At 57.0% G+C, this 24434-nt stretch carries 21 protein-coding genes; 10 read left to right on the top strand and 11 right to left on the bottom strand.

Annotated elements, in window-relative coordinates:
* Nucleotides 1-425 precede the first annotated feature (425 nt).
* Both AC6I79_RS09045 and dadX read left to right on the top strand, forming a co-directional pair.
* Nucleotides 426-1727 (top strand): D-amino acid dehydrogenase, encoded by a 1302-nt coding sequence (locus AC6I79_RS09045; RefSeq protein WP_159378114.1) that lies wholly within the window; start codon nucleotides 426-428, stop codon nucleotides 1725-1727.
* A gap of 21 nt (nucleotides 1728-1748) precedes the next feature.
* Nucleotides 1749-2819, top strand: a complete 1071-nt coding sequence (gene dadX, locus AC6I79_RS09050; protein WP_159378115.1) for a catabolic alanine racemase DadX — start codon at nucleotides 1749-1751, stop codon at nucleotides 2817-2819.
* Here dadX and AC6I79_RS09055 read toward each other — a convergent pair.
* The 6 genes from AC6I79_RS09055 to yeaG all read right to left on the bottom strand — a co-directional run bounded on the left by AC6I79_RS09055 (nucleotide 2812) and on the right by yeaG (nucleotide 11538).
* Nucleotides 2812-4005, bottom strand: a complete 1194-nt coding sequence (locus AC6I79_RS09055) for a multidrug effflux MFS transporter (RefSeq protein WP_159378116.1) — start codon at nucleotides 4003-4005, stop codon at nucleotides 2812-2814. The two genes, dadX and AC6I79_RS09055, sit on opposite strands and share 8 nt — an antisense overlap.
* Nucleotides 4006-4125: 120 nt before the next feature.
* Nucleotides 4126-5592: an undecaprenyl-phosphate galactose phosphotransferase WbaP gene (wbaP, locus tag AC6I79_RS09060; protein ID WP_058757724.1), complete on the bottom strand. Its 1467-nt coding sequence runs from the start codon at nucleotides 5590-5592 to the stop codon at nucleotides 4126-4128.
* Between the two features lie 378 nt (nucleotides 5593-5970).
* On the bottom strand, nucleotides 5971-6204 hold the full coding sequence (locus AC6I79_RS09065) for a DUF1480 family protein (RefSeq protein ID WP_021510054.1): 234 nt from the start codon (nucleotides 6202-6204) through the stop codon (nucleotides 5971-5973).
* Nucleotides 6205-6279: 75 nt separating this feature from the next.
* Entirely contained in the window at nucleotides 6280-8007 is a 1728-nt protein-coding gene (locus AC6I79_RS09070; RefSeq protein WP_021510055.1) for a potassium/proton antiporter, read from the bottom strand.
* A 231-nt stretch (nucleotides 8008-8238) separates the two neighbouring features.
* A complete protein-coding gene (locus AC6I79_RS09075) occupies nucleotides 8239-9513 on the bottom strand; it encodes a YeaH/YhbH family protein (protein ID WP_058757723.1) in 1275 nt (424 codons plus the stop codon).
* Nucleotides 9514-9603: 90 nt separating this feature from the next.
* Nucleotides 9604-11538, bottom strand: a complete 1935-nt coding sequence (yeaG, locus tag AC6I79_RS09080; protein ID WP_021510057.1) for a protein kinase YeaG — start codon at nucleotides 11536-11538, stop codon at nucleotides 9604-9606.
* A gap of 409 nt (nucleotides 11539-11947) precedes the next feature.
* On the opposite strand from yeaG, the gene AC6I79_RS09085 reads away from it, so the two are divergent.
* Both AC6I79_RS09085 and AC6I79_RS09090 read left to right on the top strand, forming a co-directional pair.
* Entirely contained in the window at nucleotides 11948-12697 is a 750-nt protein-coding gene (locus tag AC6I79_RS09085; RefSeq protein ID WP_498027706.1) for a MipA/OmpV family protein, read from the top strand.
* An 83-nt stretch (nucleotides 12698-12780) separates the two neighbouring features.
* Complete coding sequence (locus tag AC6I79_RS09090) at nucleotides 12781-13629, top strand: aldo/keto reductase (protein ID WP_125310129.1); 849 nt, start codon at nucleotides 12781-12783, stop codon at nucleotides 13627-13629.
* A 24-nt stretch (nucleotides 13630-13653) separates the two neighbouring features.
* Here the strand turns inward: AC6I79_RS09090 and AC6I79_RS09095 are convergent, their stop codons facing one another.
* Both AC6I79_RS09095 and gapA read right to left on the bottom strand, forming a co-directional pair.
* On the bottom strand, nucleotides 13654-14529 hold the full coding sequence (locus AC6I79_RS09095) for a D-hexose-6-phosphate mutarotase (protein WP_498027707.1): 876 nt from the start codon (nucleotides 14527-14529) through the stop codon (nucleotides 13654-13656).
* 74 nt (nucleotides 14530-14603) lie between these two features.
* Nucleotides 14604-15602: a glyceraldehyde-3-phosphate dehydrogenase gene (gapA, locus tag AC6I79_RS09100; RefSeq protein WP_021510061.1), complete on the bottom strand. Its 999-nt coding sequence runs from the start codon at nucleotides 15600-15602 to the stop codon at nucleotides 14604-14606.
* A gap of 338 nt (nucleotides 15603-15940) precedes the next feature.
* On the opposite strand from gapA, the gene msrB reads away from it, so the two are divergent.
* Together msrB and AC6I79_RS09110 are read left to right on the top strand one after the other, a co-directional pair.
* On the top strand, nucleotides 15941-16351 hold the full coding sequence (msrB, locus tag AC6I79_RS09105) for a peptide-methionine (R)-S-oxide reductase MsrB (RefSeq protein ID WP_021510062.1): 411 nt from the start codon (nucleotides 15941-15943) through the stop codon (nucleotides 16349-16351).
* Between the two features lie 2 nt (nucleotides 16352-16353).
* Nucleotides 16354-16635, top strand: coding sequence for a YeaC family protein (locus AC6I79_RS09110; protein WP_498027708.1), 282 nt, complete (start codon nucleotides 16354-16356; stop codon nucleotides 16633-16635).
* A 35-nt stretch (nucleotides 16636-16670) separates the two neighbouring features.
* Here the strand turns inward: AC6I79_RS09110 and pncA are convergent, their stop codons facing one another.
* The 3 genes from pncA to sppA all read right to left on the bottom strand — a co-directional run bounded on the left by pncA (nucleotide 16671) and on the right by sppA (nucleotide 20251).
* The gene (gene pncA / locus AC6I79_RS09115) at nucleotides 16671-17279 is read right to left on the bottom strand and encodes a bifunctional nicotinamidase/pyrazinamidase (RefSeq protein ID WP_211726131.1); all 609 of its coding nucleotides are present in this window, start codon (nucleotides 17277-17279) and stop codon (nucleotides 16671-16673) included.
* Nucleotides 17280-17295: 16 nt separating this feature from the next.
* Nucleotides 17296-18309 carry an asparaginase gene (ansA, locus tag AC6I79_RS09120; protein ID WP_136547151.1) on the bottom strand — a complete coding sequence of 338 codons (1014 nt, stop codon included), beginning with the start codon at nucleotides 18307-18309 and terminating at the stop codon, nucleotides 17296-17298.
* An 85-nt stretch (nucleotides 18310-18394) separates the two neighbouring features.
* Entirely contained in the window at nucleotides 18395-20251 is a 1857-nt protein-coding gene (gene sppA / locus AC6I79_RS09125; RefSeq protein ID WP_058771254.1) for a signal peptide peptidase SppA, read from the bottom strand.
* Between the two features lie 171 nt (nucleotides 20252-20422).
* Here sppA and AC6I79_RS09130 point away from each other — a divergent pair, with 171 nt between their 5' ends.
* The 4 genes from AC6I79_RS09130 to AC6I79_RS09145 all read left to right on the top strand — a co-directional run bounded on the left by AC6I79_RS09130 (nucleotide 20423) and on the right by AC6I79_RS09145 (nucleotide 24411).
* Nucleotides 20423-20974, top strand: a complete 552-nt coding sequence (locus AC6I79_RS09130) for an NAD(P)H nitroreductase (RefSeq protein WP_058774609.1) — start codon at nucleotides 20423-20425, stop codon at nucleotides 20972-20974.
* Nucleotides 20975-21127: 153 nt separating this feature from the next.
* Nucleotides 21128-22171 carry a selenide, water dikinase SelD gene (selD, locus tag AC6I79_RS09135; protein WP_498027709.1) on the top strand — a complete coding sequence of 348 codons (1044 nt, stop codon included), beginning with the start codon at nucleotides 21128-21130 and terminating at the stop codon, nucleotides 22169-22171.
* Nucleotides 22172-22192: 21 nt separating this feature from the next.
* Complete coding sequence (locus AC6I79_RS09140; RefSeq protein WP_215785843.1) at nucleotides 22193-24115, top strand: DNA topoisomerase III; 1923 nt, start codon at nucleotides 22193-22195, stop codon at nucleotides 24113-24115.
* Nucleotides 24115-24411: a YnjH family protein gene (locus AC6I79_RS09145; protein WP_021510070.1), complete on the top strand. Its 297-nt coding sequence runs from the start codon at nucleotides 24115-24117 to the stop codon at nucleotides 24409-24411. The genes AC6I79_RS09140 and AC6I79_RS09145 overlap by 1 nt, the downstream gene beginning before the upstream one ends.
* Nucleotides 24412-24434 lie beyond the last annotated feature (23 nt).

Here is a 24434-nt window from a genome sequence, read left to right on the forward strand (position 1 = left end):
AAGACAGCCCAAAAAAACTGAGCGAACACTTCAATGATAGCCCACTGTCGCTTATCCGATGCGGGAACTCAATCGAATTCTTTTGGTACAAAATCATCATAATAGGCGTGCTTTGGTAGCTAATAAGGTTATGTGTTATCTGAGTGATAAATTGCAGCATTAAATCCTGTTTATAAGCACGCGATATGACTGCGGCGCTTTCTCCTGAAAAAAGTGAGATGCTCTGCCTTTCGCATAATAATTCGCTGGTTAACGCTTTTAAGGCACAAAAAACTCTGATTTTGGCGCGAGTGCATGATTTCAGTGTGCAGTTAAGTGAAAAACATGTGAAATGAAAGGGTCGAATGTAATATCAGTTCAGCCATCGGGTTATGCTAAACCCGATGGTGATACCAGTTAATTATGCTTTTCGCGATGAGGGGCTTATGCGCGTAGTCATTCTGGGTAGTGGTGTCGTAGGGGTAGCCAGTGCGTGGTATCTGGCGCAGGCGGGGCATGACGTTACCGTAATCGATCGCCAGCCCGGCGCGGCGCTGGAAACCAGTGCCGGCAATGCCGGGCAGATTTCGCCTGGCTATGCGGCACCCTGGGCGGCGCCCGGTGTACCGCTCAAGGCGGTAAAGTGGATGTTTCAGAAACACGCACCGCTGGCGGTGCGACTTGACGGCAGCAAATTCCAGCTGGAGTGGATGTGGAACATGCTGCGCAACTGCGACATGCGTCACTACCAGGAAAATAAGGGCCGTATGGTGCGTATCGCCGAATACAGCCGCGACTGCCTGAAGGCATTGCGCAGCAGCACCGGTATCGCCTATGAAGGGCGCCAGGGCGGCACTTTGCAGCTGTTCCGCACGCAGCAACAGTTTGACAGCGCCAGCAAAGACATCGCGGTACTGCGTGAAGCGGGGGTGCCTTATGAGCTGCTGGAAGCGCATCAGCTGCACAGCGTGGAGCCGGCGCTGGCGGGTACCGCGCACAAGCTGACCGGCGGCCTGCGCCTGCCCAATGACGAAACCGGTGACTGCCAGCTGTTTACCCAGCGTCTGGCGGCGATGGCAGCCGCAGCCGGCGTCACTTTCCGTTATGACACGTCGGTGGATCAGCTGTTGCGCGAAGGCAATCGCATCTATGGCGTGAAGTGCAGCGATGAGGTCATCAAAGCCGATGCTTACGTCGTGGCGTTTGGCTCTTACTCCACGGCGCTGCTGAAAGACATCGTGTCGATTCCGGTCTATCCGCTGAAAGGCTATTCCCTGACTATCCCGATCAAAGATCCGCAGGGCGCGCCGGTCTCCACCATCCTGGATGAGACCTATAAAGTGGCGGTGACGCGGTTTGATGACCGCATTCGCGTCGGTGGCATGGCCGAAATCGTTGGTTTTAACACCAAACTGTTGCCGGCACGACGTGAAACGCTGGAGATGGTGGTCCGCGATCTCTATCCTGAAGGCGGGTATGTTGAACAGGCTACGTTCTGGACCGGACTGCGCCCGATGACGCCGGATGGCACGCCAATTGTCGGGCGCACGCCGCTGACTAATCTCTGGCTGAACACCGGGCACGGTACGCTGGGCTGGACGATGGCCTGTGGTTCCGGCCAGTTGCTGGCCGATCTGATTTCGGGACGTAAACCGGCCATCGCCGCCGACGACTTGTCTGTGCTGCGTTATCTGCCGGGCTTTGCGGCCCCGGCATCGCCGCTGCGTAATGCCAGCGCGACGCGCTGATACTTCAGGGAGAGTAAAAACATGTCACGTCCTACGGGTGCCACCATTAATCAACAGGCGCTGCGCCACAATCTGGCGATTGTGCGTCAGGCGGCACCGCACGCGCGCGTCTGGTCGGTGGTGAAGGCCAATGCCTACGGCCACGGCATTGCCCGCGTATGGCAGAGTCTGGCGGAGACCGACGGTTTCGCGCTGCTGAATATGGAAGAGGCGATCCTGCTGCGCGAGCAGGGCTGGAAAAAGCCAATTCTGCTGCTGGAAGGCTTCTTTCACGCCGATGACCTGACGCTGATCGATCGCTATCGCCTGACCACCAGCGTACACAGTAACTGGCAGATTCAGGCGCTGGCGAAGGCGCAGCTGTCGGCGCCAGTCGATGTTTATCTGAAGATCAACAGCGGCATGAACCGTCTCGGTTTTCGTCCGGAACAGGCACAGGCGGCCTGGCACAAGCTGCGTGGGTTGCCCAACGTGGGGGAAATGACGCTGATGGCGCACTTTGCCGATGCGGAAAACCCGCAGGGGCTGGTGGAACCGATGCAGCGCGTGGAACAGGCGGCGGAAGGGCTGAACTGTCCGCGTTCGCTTGCCAACTCAGCGACTACGCTGTGGCATCCGCAGGCGCATTTTGACTGGGTGCGGCCCGGCATTATTCTCTACGGCGCGTCACCGAGCGGCGACTGGCAGGATATCGCCAGTACCGGTCTGCAGCCGGTAATGACGCTCAGCAGTGAAATTATTGGCATACAGCAGATCGGTGCCGGCGAGGGCGTTGGCTACGGTTACCGCTACCACGCGGCCGCGCCACAGCGTATCGGTATTGTGGCCTGTGGCTATGCTGACGGCTATCCGCGCCATGCGCCGACCGGTACGCCGGTCAGCGTTGATGGCATCCGCACGCAAACGCTCGGGGCGATCTCGATGGACATGATGATGATTGACCTCGAACCCTGCCCGCAGGCGGGTATCGGTTCGCGCGTGGAGCTGTGGGGCAACGAGGTGAAAATTGATGAGGTGGCGAAAGCCGCCGGAACGGTAGGCTACGAGCTGATGTGTGCACTCGCGCCGCGCGTCCCGGTCACGCTTAGTTAAGCGCCGTCACTGTACCACGCATGTTCTTACTGCAGCGCCAGGCGATCAGCGCCAGCGCTGCACCCACCAGCATCATCAGCGCTAACGCTGATTTCTCCGCCACCGGCAGCGCCACCATCGCCAGGCTGCCACCTGCACCGCCCGCCATCTGGATAAATCCCTGCAGCGCCGCTGCCACACCCGCCTGCTGCTGATAGGGCTCCAGCGCATAGCTGGTGGCCGGACCGACGGTGAAGGCCAGGCCGGCTACCGAGATCGCCACCGGAATCATGTACAGCGACCAGTGCGTCTGCCAGGCCGCAGGTAACAGCGTCATCCCCGCCACCAGCAGCAGCGCACCGAGCAGCATGGTGACAAACCCCATGGCGAGACAAAATGGCCGGCCCGCCTTGCGAATGGTTTTATTAACAAAGGCGCTGACCAGCATGATCCAGAAACCGTTGGCGCCAAAGGCAAAGGAAAACTGCAGCGGCGTCAGGCCACCTTCGGTCATCAACACGTGCGGCGCCAGCGAAACGTAGGTCAGCACCATGCCGAGCGCGCCCGCGTTGGCAAAGGCGAAAGCGAGAAAGCGCGGCTGCCGGGCGATGGCAGCATATTGCGCCAGCGGCAGCCCTTTAACGCGCAGCGTGTCCGCCGGACGCGTTTCCGGCAGTGCGACCACCACAATGACGCCAATCACCAGCGCATAGCCGCACAGGAACCAGAAGGGCGCACGCCAGCCATAGGCTTCCGCCAGAATACCGCCGAGCAGCGGTGCCAGCGCCGGCACGATGTTCAGCGCGCCATTGAGGAAACCATAAGCGCGCGCCGCGGCATCGCCGCTCAGTCGATCGCGCACGCCGCTAAATGCCACCACCGCGCTACAGCATACCGCGCAGCCCTGAATCAGGCGCGCCAGGAAGAACACCGGCCACACGGTGGCGGTTGCGGCCACTGCGCTGCCGATGATGTAGAGCGCGAGGCCGATCAGCGCGATCGGCTTACGGCCAAAATTATCCACCAGCGGACCGGTGACCAGCTGACCGATACCCATCACCAGCAAAAACAGCGGAATGGTGGTCTGGATCAGACTGACCGGGCTGTTAAGACCTTCGGCAATCTGCGGCAGCGTGGGGAGGTAGAGATCGATGCCCAGCGGTGCCAGCAGCACCAGGCTCAAAAGGAGTAGGGTAAACTTTTGCATTACGAACCAGTAACGTCCTGTTAAACAGGCGAGAAGGGTAATGAGTCTGCGACCAAAAAGAAAGGGCTAAAACGAAAAGGCGATGTCTGCCGGCACAGCGCAGACATCGCGTCGAGGGTATCAGTATGCACCGTCGCGGCGCAGCACCACGCCAGCGGTTTTGAACAGGATGGCGATGTCAGTCCACAGCGCCCAGTTCTTCACGTACCAGGAGTCAAAATAGACGCGCGTGTCGTAGTCGATATCGTTACGCCCGCTGACCTGCCACAGACCGGTCATGCCCGGTTTGGCCATCAGATAGTAGTCAACATCGCCCGCGTAGCGTTCCAGCTCGGCTTCAATCACCGGACGCGGTCCCACCAGACTCATTTCGCCACGAATCACGTTCCACAGCTGGGGCAGTTCATCCAGGCTGGTTTTGCGCAGGAAGCCACCGATTTTGGTGATGCGCGGATCATTCTTCAGTTTGAAATCACGATCCCATTCAGCGCGCGCTTCGGCACTGGTGGCCAGCAGATTCTGCAGCACTTCCTGCGAGTTAGTCACCATTGAACGGAACTTCAGGCACTTAAACTTCACGCCATCCTGCCCGACGCGTTCGTGGCCGTAAATGGCATTGCCGCCATCGCGTTTTACCATCCAGCACAACAGACCGAATACCGGGGCAAGAAACAGCAGCAGCAGCGAGGCAACCACTACGTCGAAAGTGCGCTTGAGGAAACGCGATGAGCGTTTCGCCAGGTTGTTACTGACGCGCAGGATCATCACTTCATGGCTGAAGATAAACGACATATCGGTGCCATACAGCGGCACACCGCGTAGCGTCGGGATAACCGAAATTGAGCGGCATTTCATCTTGGACAAAAACTTCAGCCATTTATCGCGCACCACCTGCTGTTCAAATTCGGTGGCGACGATAAATTGCGTGTTGTCACGGTCCATGGTTTGCCAGTTGATGTCTTTCCAGGTAATAACCGGCACGCCGTTAACACTTTCCTGGTGAGGCTCATCGTCCAGCGAGATAAACGCCTGCACGTTATAGCCGAGGATCTCCTCGCTCTGCAGCGCTGCGTAGGCTTCCATGGCGTTTTTACCGGAGCCGATGATAATGGTCTCTTTTTGCCACTGACCAGCGCGGTTGATGGCACGCTTCACGCCGGCGCGCATTAGCGGCAGCAGCAGCAGGGCATAGGTCCAGCTAAATACCCACACCATGCGCGAGAAGTCCCATTTGGAAAAGGCAATCAGCGCCAGATCCAGCAGCGAAAACACAAATAGCGTTTTGACGATTTCTTTCAACTCAAACCAGAACGGTTTGCGGTAGGTGTAGTGGCGCATACGCACCCAGAACCAGGCTGTGCACAGCACTGACAGACCTAACTGTGCGACAAAGCGGTATTCAATTTGCTGCGGCGGAATAAAACTGTCCAGTTCTCCCCAAATACCCTGGACGGTGGCCGCGGATAAAAATAATGCCAGGTTCAGTGCAATTAAATCCGAAAAGCTGAGTGCCACTTTCGCGATGAGATTTTTGCGCAGTCCGCTCCACGAGCGGGTTGCATCGTTCATTACCAATGTACTTGCCATAAAACCTGCTCTCTTTTCTTAAGTAAAAGATGGCCTGACCAGAATCAAGTACGCGCTCAGGAGTCGTCCGCCGAAAGCAGAAATAAAATAATATTCAGCGAGATATGAGTCAGTGCTGCCATAAGCGCTGCATGGAAAGGGCCGTTTGAGACGTGATTTACGTCACGAAAAGCTGCAGCAACGTTTAAGAGTATGCAGGAGTTATTTGACAGAGTTAATATGGAAAGAGTCTGAAAAAACAATATTTGATTAAAGTATAAACTGCCTAATCTGTTGAAAAATAATATTAAAAGTAAAAGGTGCCGAGAAATAACAGACTATTTTAAGACTACTTTTCGGAATGACCGCCAGTCAAAGTGAATGGCGGTGAGGAAAATATCAGGCCGGTTTTTTCAATACCCAGCGGTCTTGCTGCTTGTCATAGTGGCCGATCTGCAGATCGACCGGTTCGCCATCAATCCACGCCGGTACGCTGGTTTCATGATCCCAGCCGTCGAGCTGATAACTCAGGCCGGGGTTGGTATGGCAGGGAATGCCGACGGTATCCAGCTTCTCCACATCCATTACTGCATCGACGATCTCGTAACGACCAATCTTCACCACGTGTCCCATCATCTTCTCCCGTTTGCTGGGTGGAATAGTGATCATAGACGCTGACACGCAGTTTACGAGCGATACGGTCTCGGATTATTCCTTCTCTTCCCGCACGCGCACCCCGATTTTGACGATTTGGTTATCCTCTTTTTCCGCCACTGTCCACGTCAGCTGGTTCCACTCGACCTGATCTCCCACCACCGGCGTGCTGCCGAGCAGACCCATAATCAACTGGCCGAGCGACTGCTGATCGTTAGTCTCTTCATCAAGCTCCAGGCCATAGATCTGCGCGACATCGCGCAGGCGCGCCTCGGCATCAAGGATAAAGTCACCAAAGAAGCGCTGATCCAGCGCCACCGGCGGCGTCTGGCTGAACATTTTGCCCAGCGCCGGCAGGTCGCGCTCGCGGCCAATAACGCACAGCACGTCACCCTCTTTCAGACGCGTATTGCCGTTGGGGTGCATCAGCGCGTTATCGCGGAACAGGGCGGCAATGCGCGTTTCGCGCGGCATTTGCAAATCGCGCAGCGCGGCGCCGACGCACCATTTGTCGGCGCTGAGCTGATAAACGAACTGCTCCCACGGATTTTCCGGATGGATATCCAGCCCGACGCGGCTGATGGGCGATGCGGTCGGCGGTACCACCACCTTAGCCCGTTTAGCGGCATAGCCCAGCGACGTGCCCTGCAGCATCAGAGATACCAGTACCACGAAGAAGGCGATATTGAAGTAGAGTTTGGAATTCTCCAGCCCGGCCATCATCGGGAACACCGCGAGGATGATCGGCACCGCACCGCGCAGGCCTACCCAGCTGATAAAGATGCGTTCACGTCCGGTAAAGCCTTTAAACGGCAGCAGCCCGACCAGAATCGATAGCGGACGCGCCACCAGAATCAGCCACAGCGAGAGAATCATCGCCGGCAGCGCGATATGCCACAGATCAGACGGCGTCACTAGCAGGCCAAGCACGATAAACATACCAATCTGGCTCAGCCAGGCCATGCCGTCGAAAGTCTGCAGAATGCCGTGGCGGTTACGAATCGGGCTGTTGCCCAGCAGAAAACCACACAGATAGACCGCCAGAATGCCGCTGCCTTCCATCACCGTGGTCAGGGCAAACACAATGATGCCGCCGCTCAGCGCCAGCAGCGGATAGAGCCCTTGTGCCAGGCTGATGCGGTTGATCAGTTGCTGCAGCGCCCAGCCGCCGCCCAGTCCGAGCACAATGCCAAGGCCGAACTGCTGCACCAGATGCACCACAAACATCCAGCTCAGGCCGCTCTGCCCCTGCTGGATCATGTCGATTAGCGTAATGGTAAGAAACACCGCCATCGGATCGTTGCTGCCTGATTCAATCTCCAGCGTGGAACTGACGCGCTCGTTAAGCCCTTTGTCGCCCAGCAGTGAAAACACCGCTGCGGCGTCGGTCGAGCCGATAATGGCGCCAATCAGGAAGCCCTGCATCAGATCGAGCTTAAACAGCCAGGCGGCAGCCAGACCGGTGAGGCCGGCGGTAATCATCACGCCAACGGTGGCCAGCGACAGCGCCGGACCAAGCGCCACCTTGAACGAGCTGGCCTTGGTGCGCATGCCGCCGTCGAGCAGAATAATCGCCAGCGCCAGGTTGGACACCAGATAGGCCACCGGATAGTTATCAAAGGCAATACCGCCGATGCCGTCCACGCCGGTCAGCATCCCCAGCGCCAGGAAGATCACCAGAATCGGGATACCGAGACGCGACGAGAAGGAACTCAGCAGAATACTTGCTGCGACCAGCACGGAACCAATAATGAACAAACTGTAAATCATGCTGGCATTCAACGGCGTTCTCCTGCGGCGGGGCATAAAAAAGCAAATTGCGGGCAATTCACACAGACAAGGTGAAAAGATAATGCCTTATCAATAGCTTGTCAGCGGTTAATTGCACATTTTTTCATTCTGTGGCGCGCTATCCCATAGAAGGTTAAATCCGCACAGAAAAACAGCAGGGTTTTCAGAGGAGTTAAGCCGGGCGGGGGAAAGAAAAAGCCGGTCGGTGACCGGCTGGTAAAATCAGGCTTCAGCGACCTGTTTATGGAAAAGCTCACGAAATACCGGGTAGATGTCTTCCGGCTCGCGGATGTGCTGAATGGCAAAGTTATCAAACATCGCCTGCAAATGCTCATACTCGCGCCACAGGGTCTGGTGCGCCCGTCGGGTAATCTCAATGTAGCTGTAATAGCGCACCACCGGAAGAATATGCTTCGCCAAAATTTCATGACACAACGGTGAGTCATCCGCCCAGTTATCGCCGTCCGAGGCCTGCGCCGCATAGATATTCCACTGCGACGGGTCATAACGCTCTTTCACCACTTCGTCCATCAGCTTAAGCGCGCTGGAGACGATAGTGCCGCCGGTCTCCTGCGAGTAGAAGAACTCCTGTTCATCGACTTCTTTCGCCTGAGTATGGTGACGTATATACACCACATCGACGTTTTTGTAAGTCCGGCTGAGGAACAGATAGAGCAGGATATAAAAGCGTTTCGCCATGTCCTTGGTTGCCTGGTCCATCGAACCGGAAACGTCCATCAGACAGAACATCACCGCCTGACTGGACGGTTCAGGCCGCTTCTCGAAATTCTTGTAACGCAGATCAAAGGTGTCGATAAACGGCACGCGCTCAATGCGCGCCCGCAGTTCCGCAATCTCTTTGCGCAGCCGCTCCTCTTCCAGCAGTTGCGCCGGCTCGCTGTTCTCGACTTCGCTCAGTGTAGCTTCCAGTTCGTGCAGCATACGACGTTTGCCTGCGGTCATGGCGGTTCGTCGCGCCAGCGAGTTTTGCAGCGAGCGCACCACGCTGATATTGGCCGGCACGCCATTCGAGGTAAAGCCCGCGCGGTGAGTTTTGTACTCATTGAGCTGGCGATGCTGATTTTTGCGCAGGTTAGGCAGCGCTAAATCCTCAAACAGCAGATCGAGGTACTCATCCTTGGAAATCTGAAACACAAACTCGTCCTGACCTTCTCCGTCCTGGCTGGCATTGCCCTGACCGCTGCCGCCGCCACCGCCGCCCTGCGGCCGCTCAATGCGGTCGTTTTGCACAAAGTGGTCGTTCCCCGGATGCACGCGATGGCGGCTGCCGCCGCGCCCCTGATGGAAAATCGGCTCGTTGATGTCGTCTATAGGAATCGACACCGATTCGCCACTCTCCACGTCGGTGACCGAACGCTTGTTGATGGCCTCGGAGATCGACTGTTTGATTTGCGACTTATAACGGCGCAAAAAGCGCTGCCGGTTGACCGCACTTTTATTCTTGCCGTTAAGACGCCGATCGATGAAATAGGCCATAAATTCCCCCAAACTACGCTGTAAGCCAGGCCGGAACGGGTCCGGCCTCCTCAGGCGGCATGTGGATGCCGCGTAGCTTACCGCTGTCGATTATGACGATTTGCGCACGCGCAGATACCATTCGCACAGCAGACGCACCTGCTTGCGGGTATAGCCTTTTTCCATCATGCGATCGACAAAATCGTCGTGTTTTTTCTGCTCGTCCGTGGATGTTTTGGTGTTGAACGAAATCACCGGCAACAACTCCTCGGTGTTGGAGAACATTTTCTTCTCGATCACCGTGCGCAGTTTTTCGTAGCTGGTCCAGTTTGGATTGCGTCCGTTATTCTGCGCCCGTGCGCGCAGCACAAAGTTGACAATCTCGTTACGGAAATCTTTCGGGTTACTGATCCCGGCAGGTTTCTCGATCTTTTCCAGCTCTGCATTGAGTGATTCACGATCAAACAGCTGGCCGGTATCCGGATCGCGGTACTCCTGATCCTGAATCCAGAAATCCGCGTAAGTGACGTAGCGGTCGAAGATATTCTGACCATACTCCGAATAGGATTCGAGGTAAGCGGTCTGAATCTCTTTGCCGATGAACTCCGCATATTTCGGAATCAGATAGCCTTTCAGGTGTTCCAGATACTTCTCCGCCTGATCCTGCGGGAACTGCTCGCGCTCAATCTGCTGTTCCAGCACGTAAAACAGGTGTACCGGGTTAGCCGCTACTTCGGCATGGTCGAAGTTAAACACGCGTGACAGAATCTTAAACGCGAAACGGGTCGACAGGCCGTTCATGCCTTCATCCACCCCGGCGTAATCGTGATACTCCTGCCACGATTTCGCTTTCGGATCGGTGTCTTTCAGGCTTTCACCGTCATAGACGCGCATCTTCGAGTAGATGCTGGAGTTTTCCGGCTCTTTCAGGCGCGACAGAATCGAGAAACGCGCCAGCGTTTCCAGCGTGCCGGGTGCGCAAGGCGCGGTGGTCAGCTCACTGTGGTTGAGCAGTTTTTCATAAATTTTGATCTCCTCGGACACGCGCAGGCAGTAAGGCACCTTCACGATGTATACGCGGTCAAGGAAAGCTTCGTTGTTCTTGTTGTTACGGAATGTCACCCACTCTGATTCATTGGAGTGCGCCAGAATGATGCCGTTAAACGGCAGGGCGGAAATCCCTTCGGTACCGTTATAGTTACCTTCCTGAGTGGCGGTCAGCAGCGGATGCAGCACTTTAATGGGTGCTTTAAACATCTCCACGAATTCCATGATGCCCTGGTTGGCGCGGCACAGCGCACCCGAATAGCCGTAGGCATCCGGATCGTTCTGCGCGTGGTTTTCCAGCTTACGGATATCCACTTTACCCACCAGCGCTGAAATATCCTGGTTGTTCTCATCACCCGGTTCGGTTTTGGCGATAGCCAGCTGTTCCAGAATCGACGGCCACACTTTCACCACTTTGAAGCGGGTGATGTCGCCGCCAAAGTCATGCAACCGTTTTGCCGCCCACGGCGACATGATGGTGCCAAGGTAACGCCGCGGCACGCCGTACTCTTTTTCCAGAATATTGGCGTCTTCCTGCGGATTAAACAGGCACAGCGGATGGTCATTGACCGGGCTGCGTTCACCGTCGGCACTCAGCACATAGATCGGCACGCGCTGCATCAGCGCTTTAAGCCGTTCGGCCAGCGAGGATTTACCGCCGCCCACCGGGCCGAGCAGATACAGAATCTGTTTCTTCTCCTCCAGCCCCTGCGCGGCGTGTTTCAGGTAGGAGACGATCTGCTCAATCGCTTCCTCCATACCGTAAAACTCTTCAAAGGCCGGATAGCGTCCGATGACGCGGTTCGAGAAGATACGGGAAAGGCGAGGCTCCTGGGCAGTATCGACCATCACAGGCTCACCGATGGCCATCAATAGTCGTTCTGCCGCGTTGGCGTATGCACTGCGATCCTGCTTACAGATGGTGAGGAATTCCTGCAGTGTGAACTCTTCGTCCTTGGCAGCTTCATAACGCTGACGATAGTGATCGAATATATTCATAGCGATGCCCGTCCTTTCGTTTTTAGCACAGGTAAAGGAGCGTAATAAGATGCTCTTGCAGCTCCCGGAAGATATTCTTTATTGAGTACAGCAACCCTTATGCCAACCTGACGATTTTTTATCGGGATTCACAATTCTTATGGTTACTCTGCTCGTACAAAAAATTCTCGTCTTACTTTTACTGTAGAAGGCAATCAGAAAAATTGCTCCGTCTTTTCTCCTTATTTAGCGATATATCAATAACAAAGTCTCATAAGCGCTAAGGCCGTCACGCCCTTGCGGCAACAGGTGCGCTGCGTCTCAGACGCGTCTGACAGGATAAAAAGGAAATCAACATTAAAAGTTAAACCAGTGGCAAAATTTGGTTAGACTCTGCGTGTGATTGTTATATTAATGGAATGAATAAATTGTGAACCATTTCAAACTTAAAGCGCTTGCTCTGATGTGTCCTTGCTATTTTGCGGCGTTCAGCACTTACGCTGAACCCTTGTCACTTGGGGCTTCGGTTATTTATGCCCAGTCGCCGTACCGCGGCGGCCAGGACCGTTATCTGCCGATCCCGGTCATCAATTATGAGGGAGAAAACTTTTGGTTCCGCAGCCTGCAGGGCGGTTATTACCTGTGGAAAGACCCGCAGAATCAGCTGTCGTTAACGCTGCTGGGCTCGCCGCAGCAGTATGACCCGAAAGATAACGATCTGGGCGAAATGAAAGGGGTGGACAAGCGTCGCATGACGCTGATGGCCGGCGCGACTTATCGTCACGTTGCTGACTGGGGGATTGTGCGTACCGCGCTGCTGGGCGATGTGCTGAATAACAGCAACGGCATGATTTGGGACCTGACCTACCTGTACCGCTTTGATTTCGGCGCGTTCAGCCTGACACCGGGCATTGGCGCAATGTGGAACAGTGCCAACCAAAACCGCTATTACTACGGCGTTTCCGGCCACGAAAGCGCGCGTACCGGAATCGATCGCTATCACCCGGACGACAGCTGGTCGCCTTACGTCGAGATGAACGCCAGCTACCAGATCAGTGAGAGCTGGAACGCCAGCCTGTCAGGCCGTTACACCCGCTTCGCCAGTGAAATTAAAGACAGTCCAATGGTAGATAAAGACGGTCAGTTTACGCTGTGGACCGGCGTCAGCTACAGCTTCTGATGACTGCACGAACGCCTCATAATGAGGCGTTTTTGTTACCCTGCACCAATATTGCGCCCCGTAATGGTGCAACGGGAGGTGAGATGAAGACAATTCAGTTCAATGACGATACGCCGTTACCGGCTATCGGCCTGGGCACCTGGTACATGGGTGAGAATCCGGCACAGCGGGCGCAGGAAATCGCTGCGCTACAGGCTGGACTGGACGCCGGAATGAAACTGATCGATACCGCTGAGATGTATGCCGAAGGCGGCGCGGAAGAGGTGGTTGGCGCAGCGCTGCGCGGACGGCGCGATCAAGCCTGGCTGGTATCAAAAGTTTACCCGTGGAACGCCGGTGAGGTCGATGCGATTGACGCCTGTGAGCGCAGTCTGCGCCGTCTGCAGACGGACTATCTCGATCTTTATCTGTTGCACTGGCGCGGTAATGTACCGCTGGAAGAGACTGTGCGCGCCATGCAAACGCTGCAGCAGCAGGGCAAAATCCGCCACTGGGGCGTCTCCAATTTTGATAGCGACGATCTGCAGGAGCTGTGGAGTGAAGCCGGAGGTATGGGCTGCGCGACTAATCAGGTGCTGTACCATCTGGCTTCACGCGGCATTGAATTTGATTTACTGCCGCTCTGTCAGCAGCACCATACGCCCGTCATGGCTTACTGTCCGCTGGCGCAGGCCGGACGGCTGCGTCAGGCGCTGTTTGACGATGCGACTCTGCAGCAGATTGCACAACAGAAGGGCATCAGCATCGCTCAGTTGCTGTTGAGCTGGGTGATTCGCCAGCCGGGCGTAATGGCCATTCCCAAGGCGGGCAGCGTGGAGCACGTGCAGGAGAATGCGGCGGCCCTGAAAATCACCCTGACCAGCGATGAGCTGGCGCTGCTGGATCGTGCTTTTCCGCCGCCGCAGCACAAACTGGCGCTGGATGTGGTGTAAACGGCGCGTGCGCGCCGTTCAGCATTACTTATTGCGGATTCTCAGCGTGACGCCAAGGCGGGCAGGGGTTTCTCCGGCACTTTTCATCGGCTTGTTAATTCGCGCCGTCTCCACGCACACCATCGTTTTATAACCATCATTAGGCATATCGGCCATGCTGCAGGACAGTGCCGGGCCGGGGTTCCAGGTGACAACGTCACTTTGATAATGGTGATAGACTTCAATCTGGCGTTTACCGGCGCGATCGTGGATCACGCTGCAGTCTTCCGCTGCGGTATGAATGCGATCAACCCGATCGGGATAAGTTTGTTTCCCGTCCGCTGCGCTGCCGATGGCACTGTCCTGCACCTTATCGATGTAGCTGTTGCCGAGCCCGCTGACTTCAACCTGCGCAATGTCCGCCACCTGAAAATAGCTGTGCAGCGCGGCAGTGGCTTCATAATCGCCCCAGGCTTCCAGCTCAATCTCACAGTGTTCAGCAATGCGGAAGCGCGCCAGCAGTGTGAAGTCGTGCGGCCACAGTTTTTTCGTTTGTGCATTACTTTCCAGCGTGAACGTCAGCATGACCGCATCTTCGTTCTCATCATGCGCCGTCAGCGTCCAAGGCTGATTGCGGGCAAAGCCATGCGCAGGTTCACCTGCCGGACCAAACCACGGCCAGCAGACCGGCACGCCGCCGCGAATGGCTTTTCCGCTGACGAATGGCGTCTTGTCGCTGAGCCAGATGGCGGGCTGCTGACCGGCCGGTTGCCATGCCAGTAGGTGCGCACCCTGCAGGGCAATGGCGGCGCGCACTTTCGGATGGCTGATCACCAGAATCGATAATTCACCCATCTGACGCTGCGACAGGTAAGGGGTGATCTGCGTCACCACGGGCAAGTTAAAGAGCGAATTGTGCATTGTCAGACCTTCTCTCATCCAATCGAAAAAAAAGGGGCGACCGAAGTCACCCCTTGTCTGTTTAGCCGGTTAGCTTACTTAGCAGCAACCAGTGCAATCAGATCCAGAACCTTGTTGGAGTAACCGGTTTCGTTATCGTACCAGGAAACCAGTTTCACAAAGTTGTCGTTCAGAGCGATACCGGCTTTCGCGTCGAACACGGAAGTCAGGGTTTCGCCGTTGAAGTCGGTAGAAACCACGTCGTCTTCGATGTAGCCCAGCACGTCTTTCATGTCACCTTCAGCAGCGGCTTTGATGGCTGCACAGATGTCTTTGTAAGACGCTGGTTTTTCCAGACGGACGGTCAGGTCAACCACAGACACGTTTGGCGTCGGTACGCGGAACGCCATACCGGTCAGTTTACCGTTCAGCTCTGGCAGAACTTTACCTACTGCTTTCGCTGCGCCAGTTGAAGATGGGATAATGTTCTGTGCTGCACCGCGGCCGCCGCGCCAGTCTTTGTGAGACGGGCCATCAACGGTTTTCTGGGTGGCGGTGGTGGCGTGAACAGTGGTCATCAGACCTTCAACGATACCGAACTTGTCGTTGATCACTTTAGCCAGCGGTGCCAGGCAGTTGGTGGTGCAGGAAGCGTTAGACACGATGTCCTGGCCGGCATATTTGTCGAAGTTGGCACCACGAACGAACATTGGGGTGTCATCTTTAGACGGGCCAGTCAGAACCACTTTCTTCGCGCCGGCAGTGATGTGTTTACGTGCGGTTTCGTCGGTCAGGAAGATACCGGTTGCTTCAGCAACAACGTCAACGCCCACTTCGTCCCATTTCAGGTTAGCCGGGTCTTTCTCAGCGGTAACACGGATTTTTTTACCGTTAACGATCAGCGCGCCATCTTTCACTTCTACGGTGCCGTCGAAACGACCGTGTGTAGAGTCATACTTCAGCATGTAAGCCATGTAATCGGCGTCGAGCAGGTCGTTGATCGCGACGATTTCGATGTCAGAACGCTGCTGAGCAGCACGGAAAACGATGCGACCGATACGGCCAAAACCGTTGATACCTACTTTGATAGTCATATATTCCACCAGCTATTTGTTAGTGAATAAAAGGTTGGCTGTAAAATTACAAAAACCTTACCAGGCGTCAAGCGGAATCGTGTCAATTGTTGCGACAGGTCAATTCCAGCGCCAGGAATAATTGGGTGCGCAAACGCTTGCGCAGCGCCCTTATTGCGCACCTATCTTACGCCGAATGCAGACTAAAAAGGGATGACTGTTGCAAAGAGTGATCGTCATCACAAAATTGCGCAGTGTTGGTCGGGGCAAAAGCATCCGCACGAAAAAAGACCCGGAAGATGTTGTTCGTTTGTTAGAATACTAGACGATTTTTACAGAATGACACTCCGGAACTCAAAATGGCTAAAGACACCGCACCCGAGGCAAAAATTGCCCAGCTGTCGGAAATGCAGCGCTACGTCACTCAGCATCGTGGAACTGAACCGCCTTTCACCGGCGCGCTGTTGCACAACAAGCAGGAGGGTATCTATCACTGCCTGGTCTGCAACGCACCGCTGTTTCTCTCCGAAACCAAGTATGACTCCGGCTGCGGCTGGCCGAGCTTTTACCAGCCGTACAACGATGAAGCTATCCGCTATCTGGAAGATGACTCGCACGGTATGCACCGCGTCGAAATCCGCTGCGGTAACTGCGACGCCCATCTGGGCCACGTCTTCCCGGATGGCCCGCAGCCAACCGGTGAGCGCTATTGTGTCAACTCAGCGTCGCTGAACTTTACCGACGAGCAGGGCAATCAGCACGAGGGCTGAGCATGAAGCAGGAACTGGAAGCAATGCTGGCGGCGATGACGCCGGAAGTCTACGAGCGCCTCGCCACCGCGGTGGAAACCGGCAAGTGGCCAGACGGCGTGGCGCTGACGCAGGATCAGAAAGATAACTGTCTGCAGCTGGTGATGCTGTGGCAGGCGCGGCACAACGATGAACCGCAGCACATGACCATCGGTAAAGACGGCGAGATGGTGATGAAGTCGAAAAAACAGCTGAAGGAAGAGTGGGGAATCGAGTCCGACGTGACGCGCATCAACCTGCATTAACCGGCTGCAGGGCTGGAGAGTTCCAGCCCTGATTTTCAGATAATGACCGCACCCTGCGCCTGCATCTGCGCGATCGCGATCTCGCTGTCGTCCGGATTGAGATTGACGCCCCGGCAGCCTTCCTGCACCACCTCAACGTGATATCCCAGTTCCAGCGCATCCAGCACGCTGTACTTGACGCAGTAATCGGTCGCCAGGCCGAGCATCACCAGGTGAGTAATGCCGCGCTCGCGCAGCCAGCTGTCTAGCTCGGTTTTGCGGCGGTGCCCGTTATCGAAAAAGGCGCTGTAGCTATCCACATCCACATCGCCGCCTTTATGGAACACCGCATCAATCAGACTGCGATCGAGATCCGGATGGAAATCCGCGCCGTGTGAGTGCTGCACGCCGTGATCCGGCCACCAGATTTGCGCCAGGCCATTCAGTTCACCCAGCGTGTAGACCGGCTCACCAGAGACCGAGGCGAAGCTGCCGTGATTGGCCGGATGCCAGTCCTGCAACGCCACCACGCATTCACCGCGCGCGTGGAATTCGCGTGCATAGCGATTAGCAACGGCAACCGTCTGGTCACCTTCACGCACGGCCATCGGGCCGCCGGGGCAAAAATCGTTCTGAATATCGATGATTATCAATGCCCGCTTCATGGGATTTTGCTCCGTATCAGTCTTCGGTCAGTTCGCCACGTAAATTCTGCTGCATTTTGGCACGAATTTCAGCGCTGGTGAGGTTCTGGCTTAACAAAAAGTGCAGTTTAGTCAGGGTGGCTTCGACGGTCAGATCAAAACCACTGATCACGCCGGCGTGTTCCAGTGCGTTGCCGGTGGCATAACCGCCCATGTTGACCTTGCCGGACATGCACTGCGTCAGGTTCACCACCACAATGCCGCGCTCGCTGGCCTGCTGCAGTTCGGCAAGAAACTCGGCGTTTTGTGGCGCGTTGCCCACACCGTAAGAGCGCAGAATCAGCGCTTTCACCGGCTGACGCAGGAAATTGCGCACCACGTCGGCAGAGATGCCCGGATAGATGGTCACTACGCCAATCGGCTGAGGCGTGATCGGATGGACGATCAGCTCACCGCTGCCGCGCGGTGCTGGCGGCGTATTGAGACGGCGAATATGGATGCCCGCTTCCAGCAGCGGCGACAGGTTCGGTGACGCAAACGCATTAAAACCGTCGGCGTGGGCTTTGGTGGTGCGGTTACCGCGGAACAGCGTGTTGTTGAAGAACAGCGCCACTTCATTAATCGGATAGTTGGCCGCGACGTATAGCGAGTTCAGCAGGTTCTGCTGACCGTCTGAGCGCAGCTCGGCCAGCGGGATCTGCGACCCGGTGACGATCACCGGCTTGGCCAGGTTCTCCAGCATGAACGACAGCGCCGACGCGGTGAACGCCATGGTATCGGTGCCATGCAGAATGACGAAACCGTCATAGCGATCGTAGTTCAGCTGGATGTCATCAGCGATTGACTGCCAGTCCTGCGGCGTCATATCCGAGGAGTCAATCAGCGGCTGGTATTCGTGGATGGTGAAATCCGGCATTTCCGGACGGTGAAACTCTGGCATCATCGCCAGTTGCTGCTGCAGATGGCCAGAGACCGGAATGTAACCCTGCGCGGAGCGTTGCATACCGATGGTCCCGCCCGTGTAGGCTACATAGATATTTTTCTTTTGCATGAATGGACTCAGACTTGCCGTAAAACGCGCAGTATAAGGGGATTAGCGGGGAAAAGCAGCCCGACCAGCGGCCGGGCTGTAAAGATTAGCGTACGTTGCCGCAGGTCAGGCAGAACGCGTAACGGTTTTGCGGATCGTTGAGATTATTCATCAGGCCCGGCTGCGCCTGCAGCGTTCCCATCACTTCGCTGACCGGTGCCGGCAGCCACACTTTCAGCGCGGCCGGCAGTACGGCCTGCACTGACGCGTTCATCTGGTTCAGCAGCAGGTCGATCATTCCCGGATCGTCCTGATACCAGCTCAGTTCAGGTTTCGCGACCTTCGCCAGCTCGGCGGCTTTGGCCACCGCATCGTCGAAGTCGCCCAGCGCATCCACCAGCCCATTGGCTTTAGCATCGCTACCGGTCCAGACGTGACCCTGCGCAATGGCATCAATCTGCTGTGGCGTTTTATGGCGTGACGCCGCCACCAGACCGACAAAGTTGCGATAACCGTTTTCAATGGTCAGCTGCATCAGCTGCTGCACTTCAGTCGGCAGCGCTTTGGTGGTCGACACATCCGCCAGCGGCGAGGTGGCAACGCCATCGCTGTGCACGCCGATGCTGCTCAGGCTGTTCTCCACCGTATTGATCACGCCGAAGATGCCGATCGACCCGGTCAGGGTGCTCGGCGCAGCAACGATGTAGTCGGCCGGCGTGGAGATCCAGTAGCCGCCCGATGCCGCCATGCCGCCCATCGACACCACCACCGGCTTACCGGCATCGTGCGCCGCCGCCAGCTCTTCGCGGATGGCCTCAGAGGCCGTTACGCTGCCGCCCGGGCTGTTGACGCGCAGCACAATGGCTTTGATTTTGTCGTCGAGGCGGGCGTCACGGATTTGCGCAGCGGTGGTGTCGCCACCGACATTGCCGGCGCTCTCTTCGCCGTCCATGATGGCGCCGCTGGCGAGAATCACCGCAATGTTGCCATCCTGCTGCGTCGGTTGTTTGACGTTGTAGTCATAGATGCTGACGTTGCGGTAGTCATTGCTGGCTTTATCCCAGCCGAAGGTTTTCACCAGCTCGCGATCGGCGGCAGCGCGCGAATCCAGCACATCCACCAGTTTGTTATCCAGGGCATATTTAGCAGTATCGCCCTGAACGGCCTGCAGACCGCTGATGATGCCCGCCGCCCCCGGGAACAGCTGCTGCGGCGTGATTTGCCGGTTGGCGGACACCGTGTTGAGGTAGTTCTGCCACAGCTGGCCGACCCAGCGGCCATCAGCATCGCGCGCTTCCGGCGACATATCATCACGCAGGAAAGGTTCAACTGCGGACTTATAGGTGCCGACACGGAACACGTGTGAGCTGACTTTCAGCTTATCCAGCAGGGATTTGTAATAGAGGCCGTTGGTGGCGAAACCGTGCAGATCTACCGTGCCCTGCGGCGACAGATAGACCTTCGTGGCGTAGCTGGCGAGATAGTATTGCGCCTGGCTATAGCTGTCGCCGAGGGCAAAAATGGGTTTGCCCGCGTCGCGGAATTCGCGCAGCGCCTTACCCACGTACTGCAGCGAAGGCTGATCGCCGCCGGCAAAATCGCGCAGATCCAGCACCATGCCGGTGATATTTTTATCGCTCTTTGCCTGACGAATGGCATCGACCACATCAAACAACGAGTTTTCCTGCAAACGATCGCTGCTGGCACCCAGCAGCTGGCGGCTGATGCGGCTCAGACGATTGCTGACCGACGGTTTGTCCACCAGCACGCCGCTCAGATCGACTTTCAGCGCACCCTGCTGCACCGGTTCACTGCTGCTGGCGCTGGATAGCTGCAGCCAGATGCCGACGCCGGCCAGAATTAACACAATCAGGAACAGATTCAGGATAAATTCCCGGATAAAATTCAGCACCCGCCAGCTCCAGCGGAACAGGCCAGCAATAATTCGCCACAATGTGCGCATAAACTCTCCATATTCACGTAGCCAGGGCAGCCGGTATGCGGTCTGCCCCGATGTCGGGTTCATCCTAAAGAGCAGCGTGCGAAAAGTCAGCAGGAAATCGCGCCAGACTGTTACAAAAGATCGCGCTGTGCCAGGATTAGCCCACGCTTTGTTAATCACGGGAGAATCAAGATGGATGCACTGGAATTACTGGTAAACCGTCGTTCAGCGTCGCGCCTGACCGAGCCGGCACCCGCCGGTGAAGTGCTGCAGAATATTCTGCACGCGGGTATGCGCGCACCGGATCACGGCACGCTGCAGCCGTGGCGCTTCATCATTATTGAAAATGAGGGGCGCGAACGCTTCAGCCATCTGCTGGAGCAGGCCGCACGCGACAGCCAGCTGGATGACAAAGCCATTGAGAAGGCCCGGACGTCACCGTTCCGCGCGCCGATGATCATCACCGTTGTCGCGCACTGCGAAGCCTCCGCCAAAGTGCCGCGCTGGGAGCAGGTCGTGTCCGCGGGTTGCGCGGTGATGGCGATGCAAATGGCGGCCGTCGCGCAGGGCTTTAACGGCATCTGGCGCAGCGGGCCGTGGACCGATCATCCGCAGGTACGCGCCGCCTTTGGCTGCCGCGAGCAGGATGCGATTGTGGGTTTCCTCTACCTCGGCACGCCGCAGCTGAAAGCCAATACCACCGTGGTTGCGCCCGATAGCGAGGCGTTTGTCAGTTATTTCTGACAGACAGCAGCGGGTTTCTGCGGCAAGGTGCATGCAACGACACTGATTGCACAGTCGCTGTGCGAAAGATCGCGCTTAGCGGCGACAGCGCTTACCAGCAGCGGGCTGCCAGGCTAACATAGCCCTCTCTGTTCAGCGCACAAGGAACCCGCCATGAGCGAACCGCTTCGTTTGACGCAATACAGCCACGGCGCTGGCTGCGGCTGTAAAATTTCACCTCAGGTGCTTGAGACCATTCTGCACAGCGAGCTGGCTACCTTTCATGATCCGCGACTGCTGGTCGGCAATGAAACCCGTGACGATGCTGCCGTGTACGATCTTGGCAACGGCACGGCGGTGGTCAGCACCACTGACTTCTTTATGCCCATCGTTGACGATCCGCACACCTTTGGCCGTATCGCGGCCACTAACGCCATCAGTGATATTTACGCCATGGGTGGCAAACCGATCATGGCTATCGCTATTCTCGGCTGGCCGGTTAATGTGCTGGACGCGAAAGTGGCACAGCAGGTGATTGAAGGCGGTCGCGCGGCCTGCCAGGCGGCCGGCATCGCGCTGGCGGGGGGGCACTCAATCGATGCGCCGGAGCCGATTTTTGGCCTTGCCGTTACCGGCATCGTTGACGTAGCGCGCGTGAAAAAGAACAGCGCCGCGCAGGCGGGCTGCGAGTTGTTCCTCACCAAACCGCTCGGCATCGGTATTCTGACTACCGCAGAGAAAAAAGGGCTGCTGCGTGCGGAGCATCAGACGCTGGCGGCGCAGGTGATGTGCCAGCTCAATAGCGCAGGGGCGGAATTTGCTAAACTGCCCGGCGTCAGCGCCATGACCGATGTCACCGGCTTTGGTCTGCTGGGGCATCTGAGTGAAATCTGTCTGGGCTCCGGCCTGCGCGCACATGTGCAGGCCGCACAGGTGCCGCGTCTGCCCGGCGTGGACCAGTACATTGCGGCCGGCGCGGTGCCGGGCGGCACCAGCCGCAACTTCGCCAGCTACGGCGAGCACATTTCTGCCATGGATGAGGCCACGCGCGCACTGCTGTGCGATCCGCAAACTTCCGGCGGGCTGCTGGTGGCGGTGCAGCCTGACGCTATTGCGGCGTTTCACGCGTGCGCCGTGCAGGCTGGCGTCGAGGCCACGGCGATCGGCTCGCTGCTGCCGGCCGACCGCGCCCATCCACTGATTACTGTAGTCACCTGACGTAAAGGAACGACGCCATTCATGCGTTTGTTTATTGCTGAAAAACCCAGTCTGGCACGCGCCATCGCCGATGTGCTACCCAAACCGCATCGACGTGGCGACGGCTATATTGCCTGTGGTAATGACCAGGTTGTGACCTGGTGTGTCGGGCATCTGCTGGAGCAGGCGCAGCCTGACAGCTATGACAGCCGCTATGCGCGCTGGAATCTGGCGGATTTACCCATCATCCCGGATAAATGGCGCCTGCAGCCGCGCCCGTCGGTGGCGAAGCAGCTCAAAGTGATCGAGGGTTTACTGCAGCAGGCCAGCGTGGTGGTGCACGCCGGTGACCCGGATCGCGAAGGACAATTGCTGGTCGACGAAGTGCTCGATTATCTGCACCTGCCGGCTGAAAAGCGCCAGCAGGTGCAGCGCTGCCTGATTAACGACCTGAATCCTGCGGCGGTCGAGCGCGCGGTGAGCCGTCTGCGCGAGAACCGTGAATTCATTCCATTGTGTGTCTCGGCGCTGGCCCGGGCGCGCGCTGACTGGCTGTATGGCATCAACATGACGCGCGCTTGGACGCTGCTGGGCCGCAACGCCGGTTACGACGGCGTGCTATCGGTGGGACGCGTTCAGACGCCGGTGCTGGGGCTGGTGGTGAGGCGCGATGAAGAGATCGAAAACTTTGTGCCGAAGGATTACTTTGAAGTCAAAGCGCACATCGTGACACCGAAAGAGGAGCGCTTCGTTGCCAGCTGGATCCCCAGCGATGCCTGTGAACCGTGGCAGGATGACGAGGGCCGTTTGCTGCATCGTCCTCTCGCTGACCACGTGCTTGAACGTATCAACGGCAAACCGGCGTGGGTTACCGGCTACAACGATAAGCGGGAGTCAGAAACGGCGCCGCTGCCATTTTCCCTCTCCAGCCTGCAAATCGAGGCGGCAAAGCGTTTTGGCCTCAGTGCCCAGACGGTTCTGGACTGCTGTCAGCGTTTGTATGAAACCCATAAGCTGATTACGTATCCGCGTTCGGACAGCCGCTATCTGCCGGACGAACATTTTGCCGGACGTCATGCGGTGCTGAACGCCATTCAGGCGCATCAGCCGGACGTGTCGCTGCCAGCGGATTTCAATGCGGATCAGAAAAATCGCTGCTGGGACGATAAAAAAGTGGATGCGCACCATGCCATCATTCCTACGGCGCGCGCCAGCAAGGTGAACCTGAGCGACAATGAAGCCAACATTTACGGTCTAATTGCGCGCCAGTATCTGATGCAGTTTTGTCCCGACGCGGTATTTCGCAAATGCGTCATCGACCTCGATATCGGCGGCGGCAGGTTCGTTGCCAAAGCACGTTTTCTTGCCGAAGCCGGCTGGCGTGCGCTGCTGGGCAGTAAAGAGCGCGATGAAGAGAATGATGGCACGCCGCTGCCGGTGGTGAGTAAAGGCGATGAGCTGTTGTGTGAGCGTGGTGAGGTGCTGGCGAAGCAGACTCAGCCGCCGCGGCCGTTCACCGACGCCACGCTGCTGTCGGCCATGACCGGTATCGCCCGCTTTGTGCAGGATAAAGAATTAAAGAAAGTGCTGCGTGCGACCGATGGTTTAGGAACGGAAGCGACGCGCGCCGGCATCATAGAATTGCTGTTCCGCCGTACATTTCTGGTGAAAAAAGGTCGCTATATTCACTCAACCGAGGCGGGCAGGGCGCTGATTCATGCGTTACCTGAGATGGCCGCGCGGCCGGATATGACGGCGCACTGGGAGTCAACGCTTACCCGCATCAGTGAAAAAGCCTGTCGCTATGATGAGTTTATGCAGCCGCTGGTCAGTACCTTGATTGGTTTGATCGGTGAGGCGCGCCAGAGGCCGTCGCTGCAGGCTTTTCGTGGATTAGCCGCGACCGGAGCGAAGACGCGCAGTAAAGGCAAAACGCCCCGGCGCAAAACGAAGGAGACGGAATAATGCGTTACGCAACGCTGTTGCTGAGTGGGCTGCTGCTGTGCAGCCATGCCGCGCTGGCTAATCGCCAGCCGGAGCCCGCGCGAATGGGCAATACCGATGTGGTGGTGGATATGCCGCCGGAAGTGTGGACGCAGGGGCAGAATCGTCAGCAGAACAACTGCCTGCAGTGCTGTATCTATGAAAACCGCAGCTACTCCGAAGGCGCCGTGGTGAAAGCAGAGGGCGTACTGCTCCAGTGTGCGCGTGACGAAAAAGTGCTGGGTACCAATCCGCTGATTTGGAAAATCATTAAATAAGCGGGCGTGGCGCGCAGGCGCCA

It is taken from the genome of gamma proteobacterium symbiont of Scutellera amethystina (genome assembly GCF_059730845.1).